Raw genomic sequence first — 17,379 nt, 5'->3', positions numbered from 1 at the left:
GAACGTCATCCTTACTACCCGTGGGTGGTATCCGAGTGCGGCCAAGATCTGGGAATCGGGCAACATTTCGCCCGGGTGAGGGGTGTCGCGTGAGTTCCGTTGCGAGCCGCGAAATGGCTGCAGGATTGTCGGCGCTGTCCGCAATGGATCTCCTTGCGAGAGCGGCGCTGCCGCCCTCGGGGACGGATCAGTCACAGCGCATCGTGCGTTCTACCCTTCGTTATTTCGACAATGACCAATGGCGTAGCGGGGCGATGTTCGCCGGAACCGCAGTTTCAACGCAGAAACACACTGAAATCATGTTCAGAGGCGCAACGGCCTCGTGCTATCCTTGGTTCTCCATGGGGGCCAAAGGGGTCGTCACAAACACGTCTCACAGGCCGAATTAACGGAAAGAACGCCGGTGTCGCATTCAGACGAACAGTTGCAGTCGGTGCTGGAAACGCTCGAGGAGTGCCGCAGGGTGCTCAACGCCTGCAATAGCCGTGAGTCGGCCGAGCTGCTGTCCATCGTCATCCTGGACGTGCGGATGAAACTCAAAGGAATCGACAGTGCCGATCTCAAGGCATTGTGCGACGAAATGCTGCGGAGCGCTGCCAGCGAACCGCACCCCCCCTCCAAGCAGACGCAGGACCAGCCCCGGCGTCCGCTGCTCCGCGTGGTGAAGTAGCCGCGCCGCCGAGTCTCGCTTTTTGGCGAGATTTGTGCGCGTCCCGATGCCGCATCTGTGAATGCGGACGGCATCGGGAGGAGCCCTGGTTTTGTGCGCCTCTGTTGCGCATTTTCCGGCATCGGCTACACCAGAGCCGGTGCCCCGGGCCGCGCGCATTTCCCGCGCGCCGCGCCGGCGCCTGAGATGGCTCCGACTGCATCATGCAAAATGTTTCGATCCCGGCGGCCCTGATTGCCGGCCTCGTCAGCTTCCTCTCCCCTTGCGTCCTGCCGCTGGTCCCGCCCTACCTGATCTATCTCACGGGCGCGACGATCGAGCATGTCGAGAGCGACGAGCCGGCATCGGCCTCCAAGCGCGCGATCATGATGTCGGCGCTTCTGTTCGTGCTCGGCTTCTCCACCGTGTTCGTGGCGCTCGGCGCCAGCGCCTCGCTGATCGGCGGGCTGATCCGGGCCTGGTCGGCGGAGCTGTCGATCCTCGCCGGCCTCGTCATCATCGTCATGGGCCTGCACTTCCTCGGCCTGACGCGCATCGGCCTCTTGATGCGCGAGGGCCGGTTGCCGATCCCGAAGCCGGTCGGCCTGTGGGGCGCCTACATCATGGGCCTCGCCTTCGCCTTCGGCTGGACGCCCTGCATCGGCCCGATCCTCGCTGCGATCCTCTCGATCGCGGCAGCCGAAGCCACGGTGACCAAGGGCGCAGGGCTGCTCGCGGTCTATTCCGCGGGCCTCGGCATTCCCTTCCTGATCGCTGCCCTGATGATCGAGCAGTTCTCCGCGCTGTTCGCGCGCATGAAGGGCCAACTCGTCAATGTCGAGCGCGCCATGGGCGTGTTGATGGTGATCACCGGCATCGGCTTTCTCACCGGCGCGGTCTCGAATGTCAGCATCTGGCTGCTCGAGACGTTTCCGGCGTTGCAGACGATCGGGTAGGTCGTGTGGAATGGGAGTGCCGCAATCATTCCATGCGCAGCAACGCCGGAAGGTGGCTCATTCGATCAAAGAGGTCGCCGCAGACGGCTGCTAACTCTCGCTCGATTTCCGGATCGCCTCCGGTAAAGCCGAGGACCCTCATTCCTGCGGCCTTTGCTGCGTGAATCCCGGACAACGAGTCCTCGACAACGACGCAACGTGAGGGGTGGGCGCCCAATGTTTGCGCAGCGTGCAGAAACAGGCCGGGGTCCGGCTTCCACGAACCAACCTCATACGCACTGAAGATGCGTCCCTCGAAGTGCCCCAGCAGTTTGGTCAATCCGAGCGCATGCGTGAGTTTCGACATAGGTCCGTTGGATGCCACGCAAACCGGAACGGCGATTTCAGCCAACGCTGCATGGATTCCTTCGACAGGCTTCAGTTCGGCATCAAAAGCCAGCGCGGTTGCTCGCCGAACGTCGGCGACGAAAGTGTCTCGGACGCTGCGGCCTAACCGGCGCTCTATTTCGCGCACGCATTCCGTCATCTTCAACCCTCGGAACGAACGAATCGCGTCTTCCAGGCTGATCGCTACGCCTTCCTCGGATGCTGTCCGGACCAGGACGGTCAGCGCAATGATCTCACTATCGACCAGGACGCCGTCCGAATCGAAGATGATGAGTTCGGGACTTGCACAGGTCATCCTTGCGATGCTCCAGGCACATGGTTCATTGGAGCTTCTCGCTATATCCGGGTCGGTGGACGGAGGCCATACCGGGCTGATTGAATCAGGGCGCGCGCTCATCAACAGCATGAGCACGCGCCCCGGTTCGGCCTAACTCAATAAGCCGTCAGTAGTCCCAGAACACCGGCACCCAACGGAAGGCATCGCCGTCGACCGCCACGCGGCCGACCGACGGGAACGGCAGATGAGTGGCGACCAGCATCTCGCCGGTTTCGGCAAGCTGTCGCAGGAGGCGGATACGAACGCGCGCCGCCTCCTCGGGATCGTGCTCGAAGCCGTTGTACCATTCGGGTTGCTCGAACCCGACGGCGAACACGGCGTCGCCGGCGAAGGTCAACGCGTCGCCGCCGGACGCTATGCGGACCACGCTGTGTCCAGGCGTGTGACCGCCGGTGCGACGGGCGATGACGCCGGGCGCAATCTCGTGCGTCTCATCGAACTGCCGCAACTGGCTGCCGTACTCGCTCACGAACCGCTTGGCGGTCGCGCGGAGCGCGTCCGGGAAGCCCTGTGGCATGTTGGTGTGCGAGAAATCGGGCGCCTCCCAGAACTTGACCTCAGCGGCCGCCACGTGGATGCGCAGATCCTTGCGCAGTCGCTGCTTCACGCCGTCGATGAGCAGCCCGCCAATGTGGTCCATGTGCAGATGGGTCAGCACCAGGTCGGTCACGGACGCCAGATCGATGCCGGCGGCCTCCAGTCGCTTGATCAGCTGTCCGGCCCGCGGCAGGTTCAAGTTCGGGTCGGACCCCAGTCCAGCGTCGATGAGGATGGTCTTGCCGCCGCTGCGGACCATGACCGCGTTCAGCGCCCAGTCGAAAGCATCCTGTGGCAGGAACATGTCGTGCAGCCAGGCCTCACGTTCGGCCGGGGCGGCATTGTGGGCCAGCATGGTGGTTGGCAGCGGCAGCACGCCGTCGCTGACCACCAGCACGTCGATCTCGCCGACCTTCAGGGCGTAGCGCGACGGAACGAGTTCTTCGGGGCCCGATGACACGGGGTATGAGGTGTTGTGCAGGTTCATGTTGATCTCCTGTTTCCTGATAAGGCTCCTGGCTGGTCTTGGTTGAGCGTGCCGCGTAGCCAGGAGAACGCGGCCGTCATCGCCTCGTGCGTCTAGAGGTCGGTCACGCGTTCCGGATCGGCCGACGCGAGCGCCGCAGCGCGCTCGGCGCAGGGCGGGTAGATCCAGACGGTATTGATCTCCTGCTTGGTCTTCTTGGCGACGTCGCCGACCATCTCGACCTTGCGCTCCCAGCCGCGCGTGAACAGCGCGCCGGCTTCGCCGAGGTCGAGGCAGGTGACGTAAGCCTTCTGGTGATACGGCCTGGTCGGAACGCCCAGCAGTTCGGCGGCGGCATTGTTGCCGGCAAAGGCGCCCATCCGCGTGGCGTGCTGGCACGACATCAGCGCGTAATTGCCTTCGTCGTCGCATGCGGCCCGCGCAGCATCACCGGTGGCGAAGACGCCGGCGACGGCAGGCACGCGCAGATCGCGATCCACCAGCAGCCGGCCGAAATTGTCGCGCTCGGCGGGAATCTGTGCGGTCAATGGCGCGGCGCGGATGCCGGCCGCCCAGACCACCGTCCCGGTTTCGATGTGTTCGCCGGTCGACAGCGTCACGCCGGCTTTGTCGAGCGAGGCGACGCCGGCCCCGAGCCGGGTCTCCACGCCGAGCTTGCGCAGCGCGTCCTCGATGAGCGGGCGGGCGCCTTCGCCCATGTCGGGCGCGATCGCGCCGTTGCGCTCGACGATGATCACGCGCGCCCTGGAATCCTTGCCGAAGATGTCGCGCAGGCGCGCGGGCAGCTCGGTTGCCGCCTCGATGCCGGTGAAGCCGCCGCCGGCGACGACGACCGTGTCGCGTCCGTTCACGGCCGGCCGGTCGGCGAGACCGTGCAGATGCCTGTCGAGCGCGATGGCATCATCGAGCGAGTCGACGCTGAAGCCGTGCTCGGCAAGGCCCGGAATGTTCGGGCGGAAGAGGCGGCTGCCGGTGGCCACCACGAGACGGTCGTAGGACAGAGTCTTTCGCGGGCCCTTTGGAGTCGTGATCTGCACCATCTGCGCCTTGGTGTCGATCGTCTCGGCGGTACCCTGGATGTAGTCGACGTCGATCGCCTTGAGGACATCGAGCAGCGGTGCCGTCAGGGTTTCCGGCTTCGGCTCGTAGAGCCGCGGGCGAACCACCAGCGTCGGCTCCGGTGCGATCAGGGCGATTTCGAGATCGTCAGGCGAAGCGCCGTGGATGTCGCGCAGGCGGGCTGAGGAGAGGGTGGCGTACATGCCGGCGAAGCCGGCGCCAATGATGAGCAGTCGCATGTGGTTTAACTCCTGGGTTTGGTTCGCTCGGGGCGCGCGCGCCTTCGCCGCCGCCTGGTTCGGCAGGGCCTGGTGCGCGAAGAGGTGAAGCGGAGGGCCGCGGGACCGTTACGGCGCGGCGCAGTTCGGCAGTGAGGACAGCAGCGCGGGGCCTTCACATGCCGCCTGGCAGCTTCTCGAGCCCGATGGCCAGCCGCGCAGAGCCACGGGCACCATGGGCTTCCTCAGCCAGGTCTGATTGATCAGGATCGACGTCGCGGGACTGGCGCTTTGGGCAGCATGTACCGGCGCTTCTTCGGCTGTTGGCGAGGTGAAACGCACGCTCAGTGAGAGTCCGTACATCAGCGCCGTCGCGATGGCTTTCCGTCGCGGTGCGATTGCAAGGTGTTTCCAGTCCATCGTTGGTCTCCGTCCGCGTCGTGGTGCGATGCTGAGATGTTTAGCGAACCAGATATCCGACTGCCCCAGAGCGATTGCCGTCCCTGTCGAGAGATTGCTGCTAACGCATGCGCCGGCGCCAATCGCTCGGCGTTTCTCCCATCAGCTTCTTGAACGCCGCGGCGAAGGCGGTCTGCGAGGAATAGCCGAGCGCCGCGGCGATCGAGACCACCGATTCGTCGCTGTCTCGCAGCATGTTCATGGCCTGCTCGAGCCGGTGCTGGCGCAGCCAGGCATGCGGCGAGAGCCCGGTGCTTTCCTTGAAGGCACGGCAGAAGTGAAAGCGCGAGAGGCCGGCATCGGAAGCCAGCGCATCGAGCGAGACGTCCGCATCGCTGTCCGAGCGCAACCGTTCGATCGCACGGAGCAGGACCTTCGGCGACAGCCCACCCATGGTCGGTTGGAGCGTGGTTGGCGAACCCGTGTGGGCGACCAGCAGGCGGGTGGCCAGAAGATCTGTCAGCTGATGACGGAACAACGTATCCAGGGCTCCGTTGCCCCCCAGCGCTTCCGCTGCGCTCAAGAGCAGTCTGGACGTAATGGGATCGGGATGCGCCGTCCGCTCCAGCAGGTCGGCCTGTTTGGTGGTCCCGGCTTCGTCGGCAACGCGCTTCAGCGTTGCATTCGGAAGATACAGCTGGACCACATCGACAGGCTTCGGAATATCCCATCGGGAGCTCGATCCTTCCGGAATGATGATCACGACTCCGGGACGAAACGTGCCGATCGCAACCGACTTTCCTGACCGGCGCTCCATGCGCTGCATTACGCCGTTGTACGCCATGATCACATGGTGGCTCATGGGCTCCACGACGTCGTGCAATGGATCATGTTTCCAGTGGGCGATGCCGGCGCCGGATGAGTCCAATGCCATGCGTGTCGGTTCGGTCCTGAGCACCCGCGCCATCTCCGCATCCGCGGCGCGCCGCTCGTGCGCCGCGCCATCGTCGGGCTGTTCGGCAGGTACGGGTGGCGGGCTCCTGTGCGAGGGATTGCGCATGAGTGCAGTGTTCCCGGTCATTGTGTGGGTTCTCCTGATTGCCTCTGGCTTCAAATCAGGGCCCGTATTTGTACGGGTCGGCGCGTGTTCTATGTGCGCGAGGGCATGGCGTCTTTCCTGAAGCGGCCATGCTTTGTCCGATCCTGCTCCGGGTAGGCGCGCGTTTTCGGAAACGCACGACGGACGGCGCCGGGTTGTCGAGGTCTTGAACGGAAATCTTGTGAAAGACGCTTTATGCCAAAAAATGCGGCAGGCTGTCACATGGCTATCGCTCTAACGAGCAAGTCCGGCATGGGTGATGATCATCCGGTTGGATTCACCGCGCCTCGTCCAGCGTGCAGGTCACCGTGCAGACCACGCCGCGCGGCAGGAAATCGACGGTTGCCTCGCCGCCGAGCTGGTCGCGGGCGCTGCGCTCGATCAGGCGCGAGCCGAAGCCACGCCGCACCGGCTCCGTCACCGGCGGTCCGCCGATCTCGGTCCAGATCAGCCGCAGCCGCGGCTTCGGTGTGTCGGCGATGACCTCCCACTCCAGCGTCACCCGGCCGGTCTCGTTGGACAGCGCGCCGTATTTCGCGGCATTGGTGGCGATCTCGTGCACGATCATCGACAGCACCACGGCAAGCCGCGGCGACAGCGGCACCGCGGGACCGTTCATCCGGATGCGCTCGGGCGCGTTGGGCAGGAACGGCTGGACCGCGCGCGCGATCACATCCCTTAGTTCCGAGCCGGCCCATTTCTCCTGGCTGAGCAGATTGTGCGCCTCGGCGAGCGCGCCGAGGCGGCCCTCGAACTTGGCCCGCTCCTCGCGGCTCGCGCTGCGGAAGGTCTGCACCGCGATCGCCTGCATCAAGGCCAGCGTGTTCTTGACGCGGTGGTTGAGCTCCTCGATCAGCAGATCGTGCAGCATCTCGCCGCGCGCGATCGTCGTCGCCATGCGGACCGCAAAGGTGAGGCCGGTCAGCAGCAGGATGCCGCCGATCAGGCTGGTGATGGCGATGTTGCGCCAGAGCGGGGCGATCAACGAACTCTCGGCGACGCCGGCAGCCACGGTCCAGCCGGTCAGCCCGGAACGGGTGTAGGCGGCGGCGAGCGCGACGCCGTCGAGCGACACGGTCGGAAGCGCCGCCTCGTTGCTGCGGAACATCTCGGTGTAAAGCGACGGCGAAGCGCGCTTGCCGAATGTCTCGCTGGGGTTCGGCGCGCGCGCGAACACGATGCCCTTGGCATCGAGCAGGGATACCGTCCATTGCCGGTCCGGGCGCTGCTTCTCCACCAGATCCTGAAAGATGCTGACCGGCGGGCTGAAGCAGAGGTCGTAGATCACCTCGCCGTTGCGAAGCACCGGCACCTCGACGGTGAGAACCTGTCGCCCATTGAGCGGGCCGGTGAACAGGTCGGAATATTGCGGCGCCCGGGTCGCAAACACCTTCTCGACGATCTCCAGATTGCCGCGCGGCGGCAGGTTCGCGGTGTCCTCCGTCGTCGAGGAGAACAGCAGCCGGCCCTTGCGGTCGGAGATCAGCACCAGGCCGCCCTTGCCATACTGCTCGAGGAAGCCGAGCGCGATGCGGCGAAAGTTCGGGAAGTCGTCGTTGCGCAGCGAGTTCGTCAGCGCGAGCACCTGCAAGCCGCCGGTCATCCGCTGCACCTCGGAATCCAGCACCAGGCGCATGCTGCGCACGTTCTCCAGCACGCGGCGGGTCGCGTCGCTGCGGTCCTGCTTGTAGTTGTAGACGGCGATGCCAACGGCGAAGACGATCAGCGGCAACATCGTTCCCGTGACCAGGAGGGCGAGCCGGACCGGCAGGGTGAACTTTGACAAACGCGGACGTCCCGATTCCAGCGCGACGGCGCCGGTTTATGATTTTGTCAGACCATACGGTCAGGACTTGCGCTGCGCCATGTTTTTTGCCTTCAGCGAGCAGACCAGAGAAGGGAATCGTTGTAACGCGGTCGCGGGTGTCCGCGCTTCAAGTCATGCCGATTGCGGCCAGCAACAGGCATATGGCGTAGATGGCCGCCAGGCTGACACCGGCGATCCGGGCCTCTCGATGCGATTTCATCGTCAACTCCGGGCGGGTGGCCGTCCTTGAGGCGGCCCCCCTCCATCACGTCCTGTCAGTCGATTTCTTGAACGACCGTTCGGGAGCCCGGATCCACCAACATCACGCGCTCGCCGGAATAGACGTAGCGGTACTTGGTGAGCGAGGGCCCCCAGTCGGCAGGAACTGCCTCGAGCTCGATGTCGCTCGGCACCGTCGCGCCGACGATGATCTTCTCTTTCGTCGTCACCGGACGAACGCGATGTTCGGTGACGTAGGATTTGATCCTGGTTCGGTACTCCGGCTCGATCTGAACGACGGCCGCGTGCCCGGTTCCGGTGGTCGTCACCACGGTGGACTGCGCGAACGCGCCAGTCGAGATCATCACCGCCGCGGCGGAAAGCAGAAACAGCTTCTTCGTCTTGTCCTCCTCGCTGGAATAAGTGCGGCGTCAACACCTCACTGTGGACGGCGTTCCTCCTGCTTAGGAACGAATTGCCGTTTCTTCCCGTTGGTGAACCTGCCGGGCTGGAAACGTCCGGCGATTGGAGGAGGATAAAATGAGGCTGAAGATCGCATCTGCAGCACTGATGCTTGCTGCATTGTCCCTGCCGGCGTTCGCGGCCGACGAGTTCTATGTCGTCCAGGACGTCAAGACGAAGAAGTGCACAATCGTCGACAAGAAGCCGATGGACACGTCCGTGACCGTCGTCAGCCCGTCGGGCATGGTCTACAAGTCGCGCACCGAAGCCGAGAGCGGGATGAAGACCGTCAAGGTCTGCACGTCAAACTGAGGAGGACGACAAATGCCAGTCCTTATTTTGTGGGCCGTGCCGGCTGTGTTGGTGATCGGTGGCGGCATTTATTTGATTGGTCACATGCACTAGGTCTGCGGCGGAAGGCGTGCGGATCTCTGCGTGCAGCGCACGGGGTCCGCAAGTCTTCCGTCTCCTGGGGGATTGGGGGCCGTCCATGCGACCTGCCGCGTGCGCGAGTTGCAGTGCAACAGGTCGCGCAGGAGTGGCCCTGCGACGAAGAGTACCTCCAGCTCATCCGAATTGGCTTCCGTCCCGCCGTCGTTTTTCATACCCTCCCCGAACGCTGGCCGTATGCCGGCCGCGCTCACGCTCCGGTTACAGGGGCGGAGCAACAAGGGAGGGAGACGATGAAGCGAAGATCATTTCTCGCTGGTATCGGTGCGACCACTGCGGCGGCTACGATTGGCATGCCGTCGATCCTCAAGGCGCAAGCGCCGATCACGCTGAACGGCGCAGTCCAGTTCAACGACGACCACGCCTTCAACCGGGCACTGATCCGGTTCGAAGAGCTGGTCAAGAAGTACTACGGCAAGCCCGTCAACTTCACCCTGCACAGGAACTCCTCGCTCGGCCTCGAGAAGCAGTATTTCGAGTACATGTCGCAGGGCAAAGCGGTCGATTACGGCATCGTCTCGCCGGCTCACATGTCGACCTTCGCCAAGGCGGCTCCGTTCATCGACGCGCCCTTCGTGTTCAAGGGCATCGAGCACATGAACAAGGTCGTCGAAGCCAATATCCTGGCGCCGATCGCCGACGAGGTCGCGGCGAAAGCCGAGGTCGTTCTGATCGGTTATTCCGGCGGCGGCATCCGCAACATCTTCGCCAACAAGCCGCTCAGGAATCTCGCCGATCTCAAGGGCCTCAAGGTTCGCGTGCAGGGCGCGCCGATCTGGTCGAAGACCTTTGCGGCCGTCGGCATGAGCCCGACGGTGATCGCCTATAACGAAATCTACAACGCGATCCAGAACGGCGTGATCTCGGCCGGCGAAAACGAGGCCGCCGGCGTCGAGGCGATGAAGTTCTACGAGGTGGCGCCGCATCTCAACTTGACCCAGCACGCCGTGTCGATCCGGCCGATCTGCTTCTCGGTGAAGACGCTGAAGACGTTGCCGAAGGATCTGCAGGACGCGATCATGAAGGCCGGCAAGGAGGCCGGCGACTACGGCCGTCAGCTCGAGTCGAGCGAAGAGGTGGTCAAGCTCGACACGCTCGAGAAGGCCGGCAAGCTCAAGCGCGTTCCCTTCGAGGAGCGGGACGCCATGAAGAAACTCGCCGACCCCGTGATGGCCACCTACGCCAAGGAAATCGGCGCGGAAGGCATTTTCGAGAAGATCAACGTCGCCTGACCGCTCCATGTCGACCGACGGAATATCGGGGCAAGCCTTGCGGCTTGCCCCTTTGGTGATGATTGCCACCGCGGAGCTCCCAATGACCGAAATACCTGTTGCGGCGACCCCGTCGCTATGGCGCCGAGCGACGGCGGCCTATGCGAAATTGCTCGAAATCCTGCTCGCGGCCTGTGTCGGCATTCTCGTCATCCCGGTGACGCTGCAGATCATATCGCGCTACACCCCGCTCATTCCCTCCTACATCTGGACGGAGGAGATGGCGCGCTTCCTGTTCGTCTGGACGATCATGATCGGCGCCATGGTCGGCATCCGGGAGTCGCAGCATTTCGAAGTCGACGTCTGGCCCGATCTGTCGCGGCGATCGGAGGCTCTGGTGCGAATCCTCGCCCGTCTCGGCGTGCTGGCGCTTGCATTTGTGTTTGTGTGGGCCGGTCTCGAATTCACACGGTTCGCCTGGAACAGGACGTCGGAGTTGGCTGATCTGCCGCTCTGGCTGATCCACGTCGCCTGGCCGGTGGCCGGCGTGACGTGGATCGTGTTTGCGGGCGAGCAGATACTTGATGAAATGCGGATTCTGGTTGGGGCGAAGCAATGACGGGGAATGTTCTTTCTGCCGGACAGGCCGCGGCGGTTCTGTTCGGGGTTTTCATCGGCCTGCTCGTCATTCGCGTGCCGGTCGCCTTCGCGCTTGGCCTTGCCTGCGTGCCGATCCTGCTGATCGAGCCGCATCTGTCGCTGATGACGCTCGCGCAGGAAACCTTCAACGCCTACAATTCGTTCATCCTGCTGGCGGTGCCGTTCTTCCTGCTCACCGCCAATCTGATGAGTATCGGCGGCATCACCGACCGGCTGGTCGCGCTGTCGCGATCGATGGTCGGACACTGGCCGGGATCGCTGGCGCAGATCAACGTCGTGCTCTCGGTGTTCTTCGCCGGCATCTCCGGCTCCTCGACTGCCGATGCGGCGAGCCAGTCGAAGATCTTCATCGATGCCCAGACCAAGGAGGGCTACGACCTCTCGTTCTCCATCGCGATCACGGCTGTATCGGCGGTGCTGGCAGTCATCATCCCGCCCTCGATCCTGATGATCGTGTGGGGCGGGCTGATCTCGACGTCGATCGCCGCGATGTACCTGGCCGGCATCGTCCCAGGCCTCCTGATTGCCGGCGCCCAGATGGCGACCGTGCACGTCTACGCCGTGCGCCGGGGCTATCCGACCTATCCGAAGGATAGCTGGCGGGACATGCGCTGCGCGATCTGGCGGTCGATACCGGCGCTGATGACGCCGTTCATCATCGTCGGCGGCATCCTGCTCGGATGGTTCACCGCGACCGAATCCGCCTGCGTTGCGGTGCTCTATTCCGTGGCGTTGTCGGCGTTCTTCTATCGCGAGACCGGTTGGCGCGAACTGTATGGGGCCCTGCTTGATACGGGACGCCTTGCCGGCGTTGCGTTGTTCTGCGTCGGCACCGCGAGCGCGTTCGGCTGGTTGCTGGCCTACTACAAGATTCCGCAGGAGCTTTTGGCCAACGTCTCGACCTGGGGCATGGGACCGATTGCAGCCGGCTTCTTCATTGCATTCTGCTTCCTGGTCGTCGGCTGCTTTCTCGACGCCATTCCGGCGATCGTGATCGTGGGCACCGTGCTGGAGCCGTTGGCCAAGTCCGTCGATCTGCACCCCGTCCAGTTCGCGATCGTCTCGATCGTGTCGCTGGCGTTCGGGCTGGTGACGCCGCCTTACGGATTGTGCCTGATGATCGCCTGCGCGGTTGCGGGCGTGCGGCTGCGCTATGCGCTAAAGGACACCGCGATCATGCTGGTGCCGATGCTGGTCGTGCTGGCGGCCCTCATCGTGTGGCCGGAGGTGTCGCTGTTCCTGCCGCGCCTGATCGTGCCGGAGATGCTGAAGTGAATGATCCCGCGGCCTCGGAGCCGCGGGATCATTTCGTTTGTCTTACAGATTGCTCTCGGTGATCGCGGCGTACACCATGCTGCGCAGCTCGCGCCGGAGCGGGTAGGCGCTCGAGGGCAGCACCTGCGTCATGAAGATGGCGATCAGCTCCTCGGCCGGGTCGATCCAGAACGAGGTCGTGGCCGCGCCGCCCCAATTGTATTCGCCGGGGCTGCCGGCGATCAGCGTTTCGGCCGGGCGCATCGTCACGGCAAAGCCGAGGCCGAATCCGATGCCGTTGTAGGTCGCCTCGGAGAACAGCGAGCGCGATACCTCGGGGAGGAAGCGACCGCCCGGAATATGGTTGGTCGTCATCAATGCCAACGTCTTCGGCCCGATCAGCCTGACGCCGCCGAGCTCGCCGCCGTTGAGCAGCGCCCGGCAGAAGGTGAGATAGTCCGCAACCGTCGAGCACAGGCCGCCGCCGCCCGAGATGAACGAGGGCGGTGACAGGAACGAGCTCGTCGCCGGATCGTCCTGGAGCGTCAGGCCCTCGCGGCGCTGGCCGGCATGGAAGGTCATGCCGCCGCCCGGGTCCGCCGAATAGCAGGCGGCAAAGCGATGGGCCTTCGAGGCCGGCACGTGGAAATCGGTGTCGGTCATGCCGAGCGGATCGAGAATGCGTGCTTTCAGGAACTGCTCGAACGGCATGCCGGAAATCTTGCCGACGAGGTAGCCCAGCACGTCGGTCGCGACCGAGTAGTTCCAGGATTCGCCCGGCGAGAACTCCAGCGGGATTTTCGCGAGCGCCTCGATCATGGTCTGGAGCGTGCCGGACTTCTCGACCTCGCCGACCTTCTCGGTGCGATAGGCGGCATCGACATTGGAGCGCTGCTGGAAGCCGTAAGTCAGCCCGGAGGTGTGGCGCAACAGATCGACGATCAGCATCGGCCGGGACGGCGGCCGGGTCAGGAAGGCCGGCGCGGTGCCGGCGACGAACACGCCGAGATCCTTCCATTCCGGAATGTATTTGGCGACAGGCTCGTCGATCGCGACGAGGCCTTCCTCGACCAGCATCATGAAGGCGACGCTGGTGAGCGGCTTGGTCATGGAATAGATGCGGTAGATGGTGTCGTCCTTGACCGGCACCTTGCGCTCGACATCGGCAAGGCCCTGGACCGAGCTGTGGGCGACCTTGCCGCGGCGATAGACCAAGAGATGCGTGCCCGGGAAACGGCCGGCATCGATGTAGCGGCGTTTCAGATGCGCATCGACGCGGTCGAGCGCAGCCTTGGACATGCCGACGGATTCGGGCGAGGCGGGGGTGGGGGCGAGCATCAGTTCCTCCGGGGCGTTTTGTCGGAAAGTTGATAGCGAAATGCCGGCCCCATTCCAAGCCGGTTGCGCTTAACGCGGCCCCGCCGACTGGTGTAGGCTGTACTCTGGAACGCCTCCAAGGCGCCCATCCGGGCCAACGAGAAAACTCAGGGCAAACGCACCATGACCCAGTTCAACGAGACCGAGCTCACCGAAGCCGTCGTCCGGAGCTTCGACCAGACGCCGACCCCGCGGGCAAAATTCCTGCTCCAGGAACTGGTGAAGTCGCTGCACGATTACGTGAGCAAGACCGGGCTCACCTTCGAGGAATGGGAATACGCCATCGATTTCCTGACCCGCACCGGCCACAAATGCACCGACACCCGGCAGGAATTCATCCTGCTCTCCGACGTGCTCGGCGTCTCCATGCTGGTGGACGCGGTCAACCACAGGGATCGCGAGGGCGCCACCCAGACCACGGTGCTCGGCCCGTTCTATGTCGGCGAGCACAAGGTGACCGCGCACGGCACCGACATCTCGCCGAACAATCAAGCCGGCGAGCGGATGTTCGTGCAGAGCCGCGTCACCGACCTGAAGGGCAAGCCGCTTGCGGGCGTTCCCGTCGACGTCTGGCATGCCGACGACGACGGCTTCTACGATTCACAGAAGCCGAATTATGACGAGGTCGGCGCCTCGGCGCGGGCGCGCTTCATCACGGATAGCGACGGCCGCTTCTTCTTCCGCACCATCCTGCCGTGCAGCTACCCGATCCCGACCGATGGTCCCGTCGGCGAGATGATCGTGCAGACCAATCGCCATCCGATGCGTCCGGCGCATGTGCACTTCCTCGTCAATGCCAAGGGCTACGAGCCGCTGATCACGCATGTTTTCATGGACGGCGACAAATACCTCGATTCCGACGTGGTGTTCGGCGTCAAGGACGACCTCGTCGCCAAGGTCGAGCCGCGCAACGACCTTGAGATGCCCGACGGCTCCAAGGCGAGCGGGCCGTGGCACCTGATGACCTACGAATTCCACCTCAAGCCCGGCGGCGGCGTGGCGCCGAAACCGCTCGGGGTGAAGGCGACGGAGCCGGCGTGATGGCTTCCTGCTGGGGCGCAAATTCAAGCCGTGCGGCAGGCAGTCTGGGCGCGTACGACGTCCGCTGTGCTTTTGATGGCGGCGCAACAGCGGACGTCACCGATGTCTGAGTTGGGCCCAATTCCGGACGCATGCACCGCAGCAAAACTCTTCCCCTCGTCGGTGGGCAAGCGGCGTTGTTGCAAGCGAGCGCTGAGAGGCGCTGAAGCCGACCGGGAACCCTGCCGCGCGAGTCTGGATTCCCGCGCTAGTTGGGATAAGGTTACGCGACCTGCGCAGAAAAAAATTGCAATCGACATCCGGGAGGAAGTGATGCTCGACACCACGCTCAGCGCGCGCGTCCAGGTTTTCCTCGACAAGTTTGAAGCCGCACTTGCGGCGGGCGATCTCGACGCCGCTGTAGGAATGTTCGCTCCGGAATGCTACTGGCGCGACCTCGTTGCCTTCACCTGGAACATCAAGACCATGGAAGGCCGCGATCAGGTCCGCGACATGCTCGCGCATTGTCTCGCGCATGTGAAGCCGCGCGACTGGAAAACCGCCGAGGGTGAAACGCCAACCGAGGCCGGCGGCGTGACCGAATCTTGGATCACGTTCGAGACCGAGGTCGCGCGCGGATATGGACTCATCCGCCTGCAGAATGGCCAGATCTGGACGCTCTTGACGACCATGGCCGAACTCAAGGCCCACGAGGAAAAGGCCGGCTTCAGCCGACCGCTCGGCGCCAGGCACGGCGTCAATCCCGGCGCCAAGACCTGGAAGGAACTGCGTGACGAGGAAGTCGAACAGCTCGGCTTCAAGTCCCAGCCCTACGTGCTTGTCATCGGCGGCGGACAGGGCGGCATTGCGCTCGGGGCGCGGCTGCGCCAGCTCGGTGTGCCAACGATCATCGTCGAAAAGAACGCACGCGCCGGCGATTCCTGGCGCAACCGCTACAAGTCGCTCTGCCTGCACGACCCCGTCTGGTACGACCACTTGCCCTACATCGATTTCCCCAAGAACTGGCCTGTGTTCTCGCCCAAGGACAAGATCGGCGATTGGCTGGAAATGTACACCAAGGTCATGGAGCTGAACTACTGGACGAACACCACGGCCAAACGCGCCAGTTGGGACGACACCAAGAAGGAATGGACCGTCATCGTCGAACGCGATGGTAAGGAGATTACTCTGCGGCCCAGGCAGCTTGTGTTCGCGACCGGCATGTCGGCCAAGCCGAACATGCCGAAAATCAAAGGCGCGGAAACGTTCAAGGGCGAGCAACACCATTCCTCACGCCATCCCGGCTCCGGCGGCTACAAAGGCAAGAAGGTGGTGGTGATCGGCTCGAACAATTCGGCCCATGACATCTGCGCTGCGCTGTACGAGGCCGGCATCGACGTAACGATGGTGCAGCGCTCGACGACCCACATCGTGCGCTCGGATTCGCTGATGGAAAGTATCGGAGATCTTTATTCCGAACGCGCCGTCCGCGGCGGAACGACGACGGCAAAGGCCGATCTGATCTTCGCTTCACTGCCATACCGGATATTGAATCAGTTTCAGAAGCCGGTCTACGACAAGATCCGTCAGGATGACGCCGCTTTCTATGCCGGGCTGGAGAAGGCCGGATTCAAGCTCGACTTCGGTGACGACGATTCCGGGCTATTCATGAAATATCTGCGTCGCGGCTCGGGCTATTACATCGATGTCGGCGCCTCACAGCTTATCATTGACGGCAAAATCAAACTGTTCTCTGGACAGGTCGAGGAAATCACGCCCAACAGCGTCAGGCTCGACAACGGCAAGGAATTGCCAGCGGACGTGATCGTCTATGCCACCGGCTACAGCTCGATGAACGGCTTTGTCGCCGATCTCGTGAGTACGGAGATGGCCGGCAAAGTCGGCAAGGTCTGGGGCCTTGGCTCGAATACGACAAAGGACCCCGGCCCGTGGGAAGGTGAGCAGCGCAATATGTGGAAGCCGACGCAGCAGGAAGGCCTATGGTTCCACGGCGGCAATCTGCATCAGTCGCGACATTACTCGCAATTCCTTTCCCTGCAGTTGAAGGCGCGCTACGAGAGCATCCCGACGCCGGTCTACGGCCTGCAGACTGTCCATCACAAGGCCTGAAATTGCGGAGTGCACAGCGGGGCTCGCGAATTGCGAGTCCCATGCTATTTCCGGGTCCCCGCACTTGCCAACGCAATGTCCGCCTTGTCTCGCTGAGCCGACATCGCTGACTTGATCCGCCAGGCCAGAAGAGGGCCAAGAGCAGACTAAGCGTCCGCAAGCGAACGGCGGTGGGTCAGCCAATAGTCATTCTGCCACCCCTCGTAGCCAAGCAACTCGCCAAAGCGCCTTTCGCGGTTATCGGACCAAGCTCCGGGCTCGCTCAGAAGCGTTAGCATTGCATCAACCCGCCACTCGTGGCCCGGTAAGGCGTAGAATAGCCTCCGGTATTTGAGCTGCGGCAGTTCAGGGCATGGTTCAATCACTTCGTGTCTTATCAGTCGGCCTACAGCAACATGCCTATCGAACAGCCGCCAATATCGAATACAGAAGTCTGGCTCATCACCAACGATATCCATGAAATATGCGAGGGGCTTTGTGCCCCTCAGCATTAGGCCGAGTTCTCTGTTGGTGTGAACCAAATAGGGCAGGTGACGAAGCCATTCGGGTTGCATGTTCGGCATCTTCACTGCACAACGTTAATTTCCGCTAAGGGTCTTGGCCGTGTAAAAACGGCTTTAATGGGCGTCGGTCCGGAAGCTAGGGACCGCGCCCTGTCTCA

General features: G+C 63.3%; 16 protein-coding genes. 8 read left to right on the top strand and 8 right to left on the bottom strand.

Annotated elements, in window-relative coordinates:
* Window positions 1-403: 403 nt before the first annotated feature.
* Together XI08_RS17055 and XI08_RS17050 are read left to right on the top strand one after the other, a co-directional pair.
* Entirely contained in the window at window positions 404-670 is a 267-nt protein-coding gene (locus XI08_RS17055) for a hypothetical protein (protein ID WP_271575279.1), read from the top strand.
* Between the two features lie 203 nt (window positions 671-873).
* Window positions 874-1,605 (top strand): cytochrome c biogenesis CcdA family protein, encoded by a 732-nt coding sequence (locus tag XI08_RS17050; protein WP_027546541.1) that lies wholly within the window; start codon window positions 874-876, stop codon window positions 1,603-1,605.
* A 25-nt stretch (window positions 1,606-1,630) separates the two neighbouring features.
* On the opposite strand, the gene XI08_RS17045 is transcribed toward XI08_RS17050, so the two are convergent.
* The 7 genes from XI08_RS17045 to XI08_RS17015 form a co-directional block, all read right to left on the bottom strand.
* A complete protein-coding gene (locus XI08_RS17045) occupies window positions 1,631-2,287 on the bottom strand; it encodes an HAD family hydrolase (protein ID WP_271575278.1) in 657 nt (218 codons plus the stop codon).
* A gap of 148 nt (window positions 2,288-2,435) precedes the next feature.
* On the bottom strand, window positions 2,436-3,353 hold the full coding sequence (locus XI08_RS17040) for an MBL fold metallo-hydrolase (protein WP_271575277.1): 918 nt from the start codon (window positions 3,351-3,353) through the stop codon (window positions 2,436-2,438).
* 92 nt (window positions 3,354-3,445) lie between these two features.
* Complete coding sequence (locus tag XI08_RS17035; protein WP_271575276.1) at window positions 3,446-4,651, bottom strand: NAD(P)/FAD-dependent oxidoreductase; 1,206 nt, start codon at window positions 4,649-4,651, stop codon at window positions 3,446-3,448.
* Window positions 4,652-4,759: 108 nt separating this feature from the next.
* Window positions 4,760-5,050, bottom strand: a complete 291-nt coding sequence (locus tag XI08_RS17030; protein WP_271575275.1) for a hypothetical protein — start codon at window positions 5,048-5,050, stop codon at window positions 4,760-4,762.
* A gap of 100 nt (window positions 5,051-5,150) precedes the next feature.
* Window positions 5,151-6,089, bottom strand: a complete 939-nt coding sequence (locus XI08_RS17025; protein ID WP_027546536.1) for a helix-turn-helix transcriptional regulator — start codon at window positions 6,087-6,089, stop codon at window positions 5,151-5,153.
* 316 nt (window positions 6,090-6,405) lie between these two features.
* Entirely contained in the window at window positions 6,406-7,863 is a 1,458-nt protein-coding gene (locus tag XI08_RS17020; RefSeq protein ID WP_271575318.1) for a sensor histidine kinase, read from the bottom strand.
* Window positions 7,864-8,210: 347 nt separating this feature from the next.
* Window positions 8,211-8,519, bottom strand: coding sequence for a DUF1236 domain-containing protein (locus XI08_RS17015; RefSeq protein ID WP_271575274.1), 309 nt, complete (start codon window positions 8,517-8,519; stop codon window positions 8,211-8,213).
* A gap of 175 nt (window positions 8,520-8,694) precedes the next feature.
* Between XI08_RS17015 and XI08_RS17010 the strand changes: the two genes are divergently transcribed.
* The 4 genes from XI08_RS17010 (at window position 8,695) to XI08_RS16995 (ending at window position 12,212) form a co-directional block, all read left to right on the top strand.
* Complete coding sequence (locus XI08_RS17010; protein WP_271575273.1) at window positions 8,695-8,928, top strand: hypothetical protein; 234 nt, start codon at window positions 8,695-8,697, stop codon at window positions 8,926-8,928.
* 371 nt (window positions 8,929-9,299) lie between these two features.
* Window positions 9,300-10,298: a TRAP transporter substrate-binding protein gene (locus XI08_RS17005; RefSeq protein ID WP_135178492.1), complete on the top strand. Its 999-nt coding sequence runs from the start codon at window positions 9,300-9,302 to the stop codon at window positions 10,296-10,298.
* An 82-nt stretch (window positions 10,299-10,380) separates the two neighbouring features.
* Complete coding sequence (locus tag XI08_RS17000; protein ID WP_135178491.1) at window positions 10,381-10,896, top strand: TRAP transporter small permease; 516 nt, start codon at window positions 10,381-10,383, stop codon at window positions 10,894-10,896.
* On the top strand, window positions 10,893-12,212 hold the full coding sequence (locus XI08_RS16995; RefSeq protein WP_271575272.1) for a TRAP transporter large permease: 1,320 nt from the start codon (window positions 10,893-10,895) through the stop codon (window positions 12,210-12,212). The genes XI08_RS17000 and XI08_RS16995 overlap by 4 nt, the downstream gene beginning before the upstream one ends.
* A 42-nt stretch (window positions 12,213-12,254) precedes the next feature.
* Here the strand turns inward: XI08_RS16995 and XI08_RS16990 are convergent, their stop codons facing one another.
* Window positions 12,255-13,529 (bottom strand): serine hydrolase domain-containing protein, encoded by a 1,275-nt coding sequence (locus tag XI08_RS16990; protein WP_271575271.1) that lies wholly within the window; start codon window positions 13,527-13,529, stop codon window positions 12,255-12,257.
* A gap of 162 nt (window positions 13,530-13,691) precedes the next feature.
* On the opposite strand from XI08_RS16990, the gene XI08_RS16985 reads away from it, so the two are divergent.
* On the top strand, window positions 13,692-14,609 hold the full coding sequence (locus XI08_RS16985; protein WP_271575270.1) for an intradiol ring-cleavage dioxygenase: 918 nt from the start codon (window positions 13,692-13,694) through the stop codon (window positions 14,607-14,609).
* Between the two features lie 312 nt (window positions 14,610-14,921).
* Window positions 14,922-16,718, top strand: a complete 1,797-nt coding sequence (locus tag XI08_RS16980; protein ID WP_271575269.1) for a flavin-containing monooxygenase — start codon at window positions 14,922-14,924, stop codon at window positions 16,716-16,718.
* Window positions 16,719-17,379: the final 661 nt, after the last annotated feature.

The organism is Bradyrhizobium sp. CCBAU 11361, from assembly GCF_028128935.1.
GTDB classification, from domain to species: domain Bacteria; phylum Pseudomonadota; class Alphaproteobacteria; order Rhizobiales; family Xanthobacteraceae; genus Bradyrhizobium; species Bradyrhizobium niftali.
The sequence above is the reverse complement of the archived record's forward strand: the minus strand, read 5'-3'. Positions and strand labels throughout refer to the sequence as shown.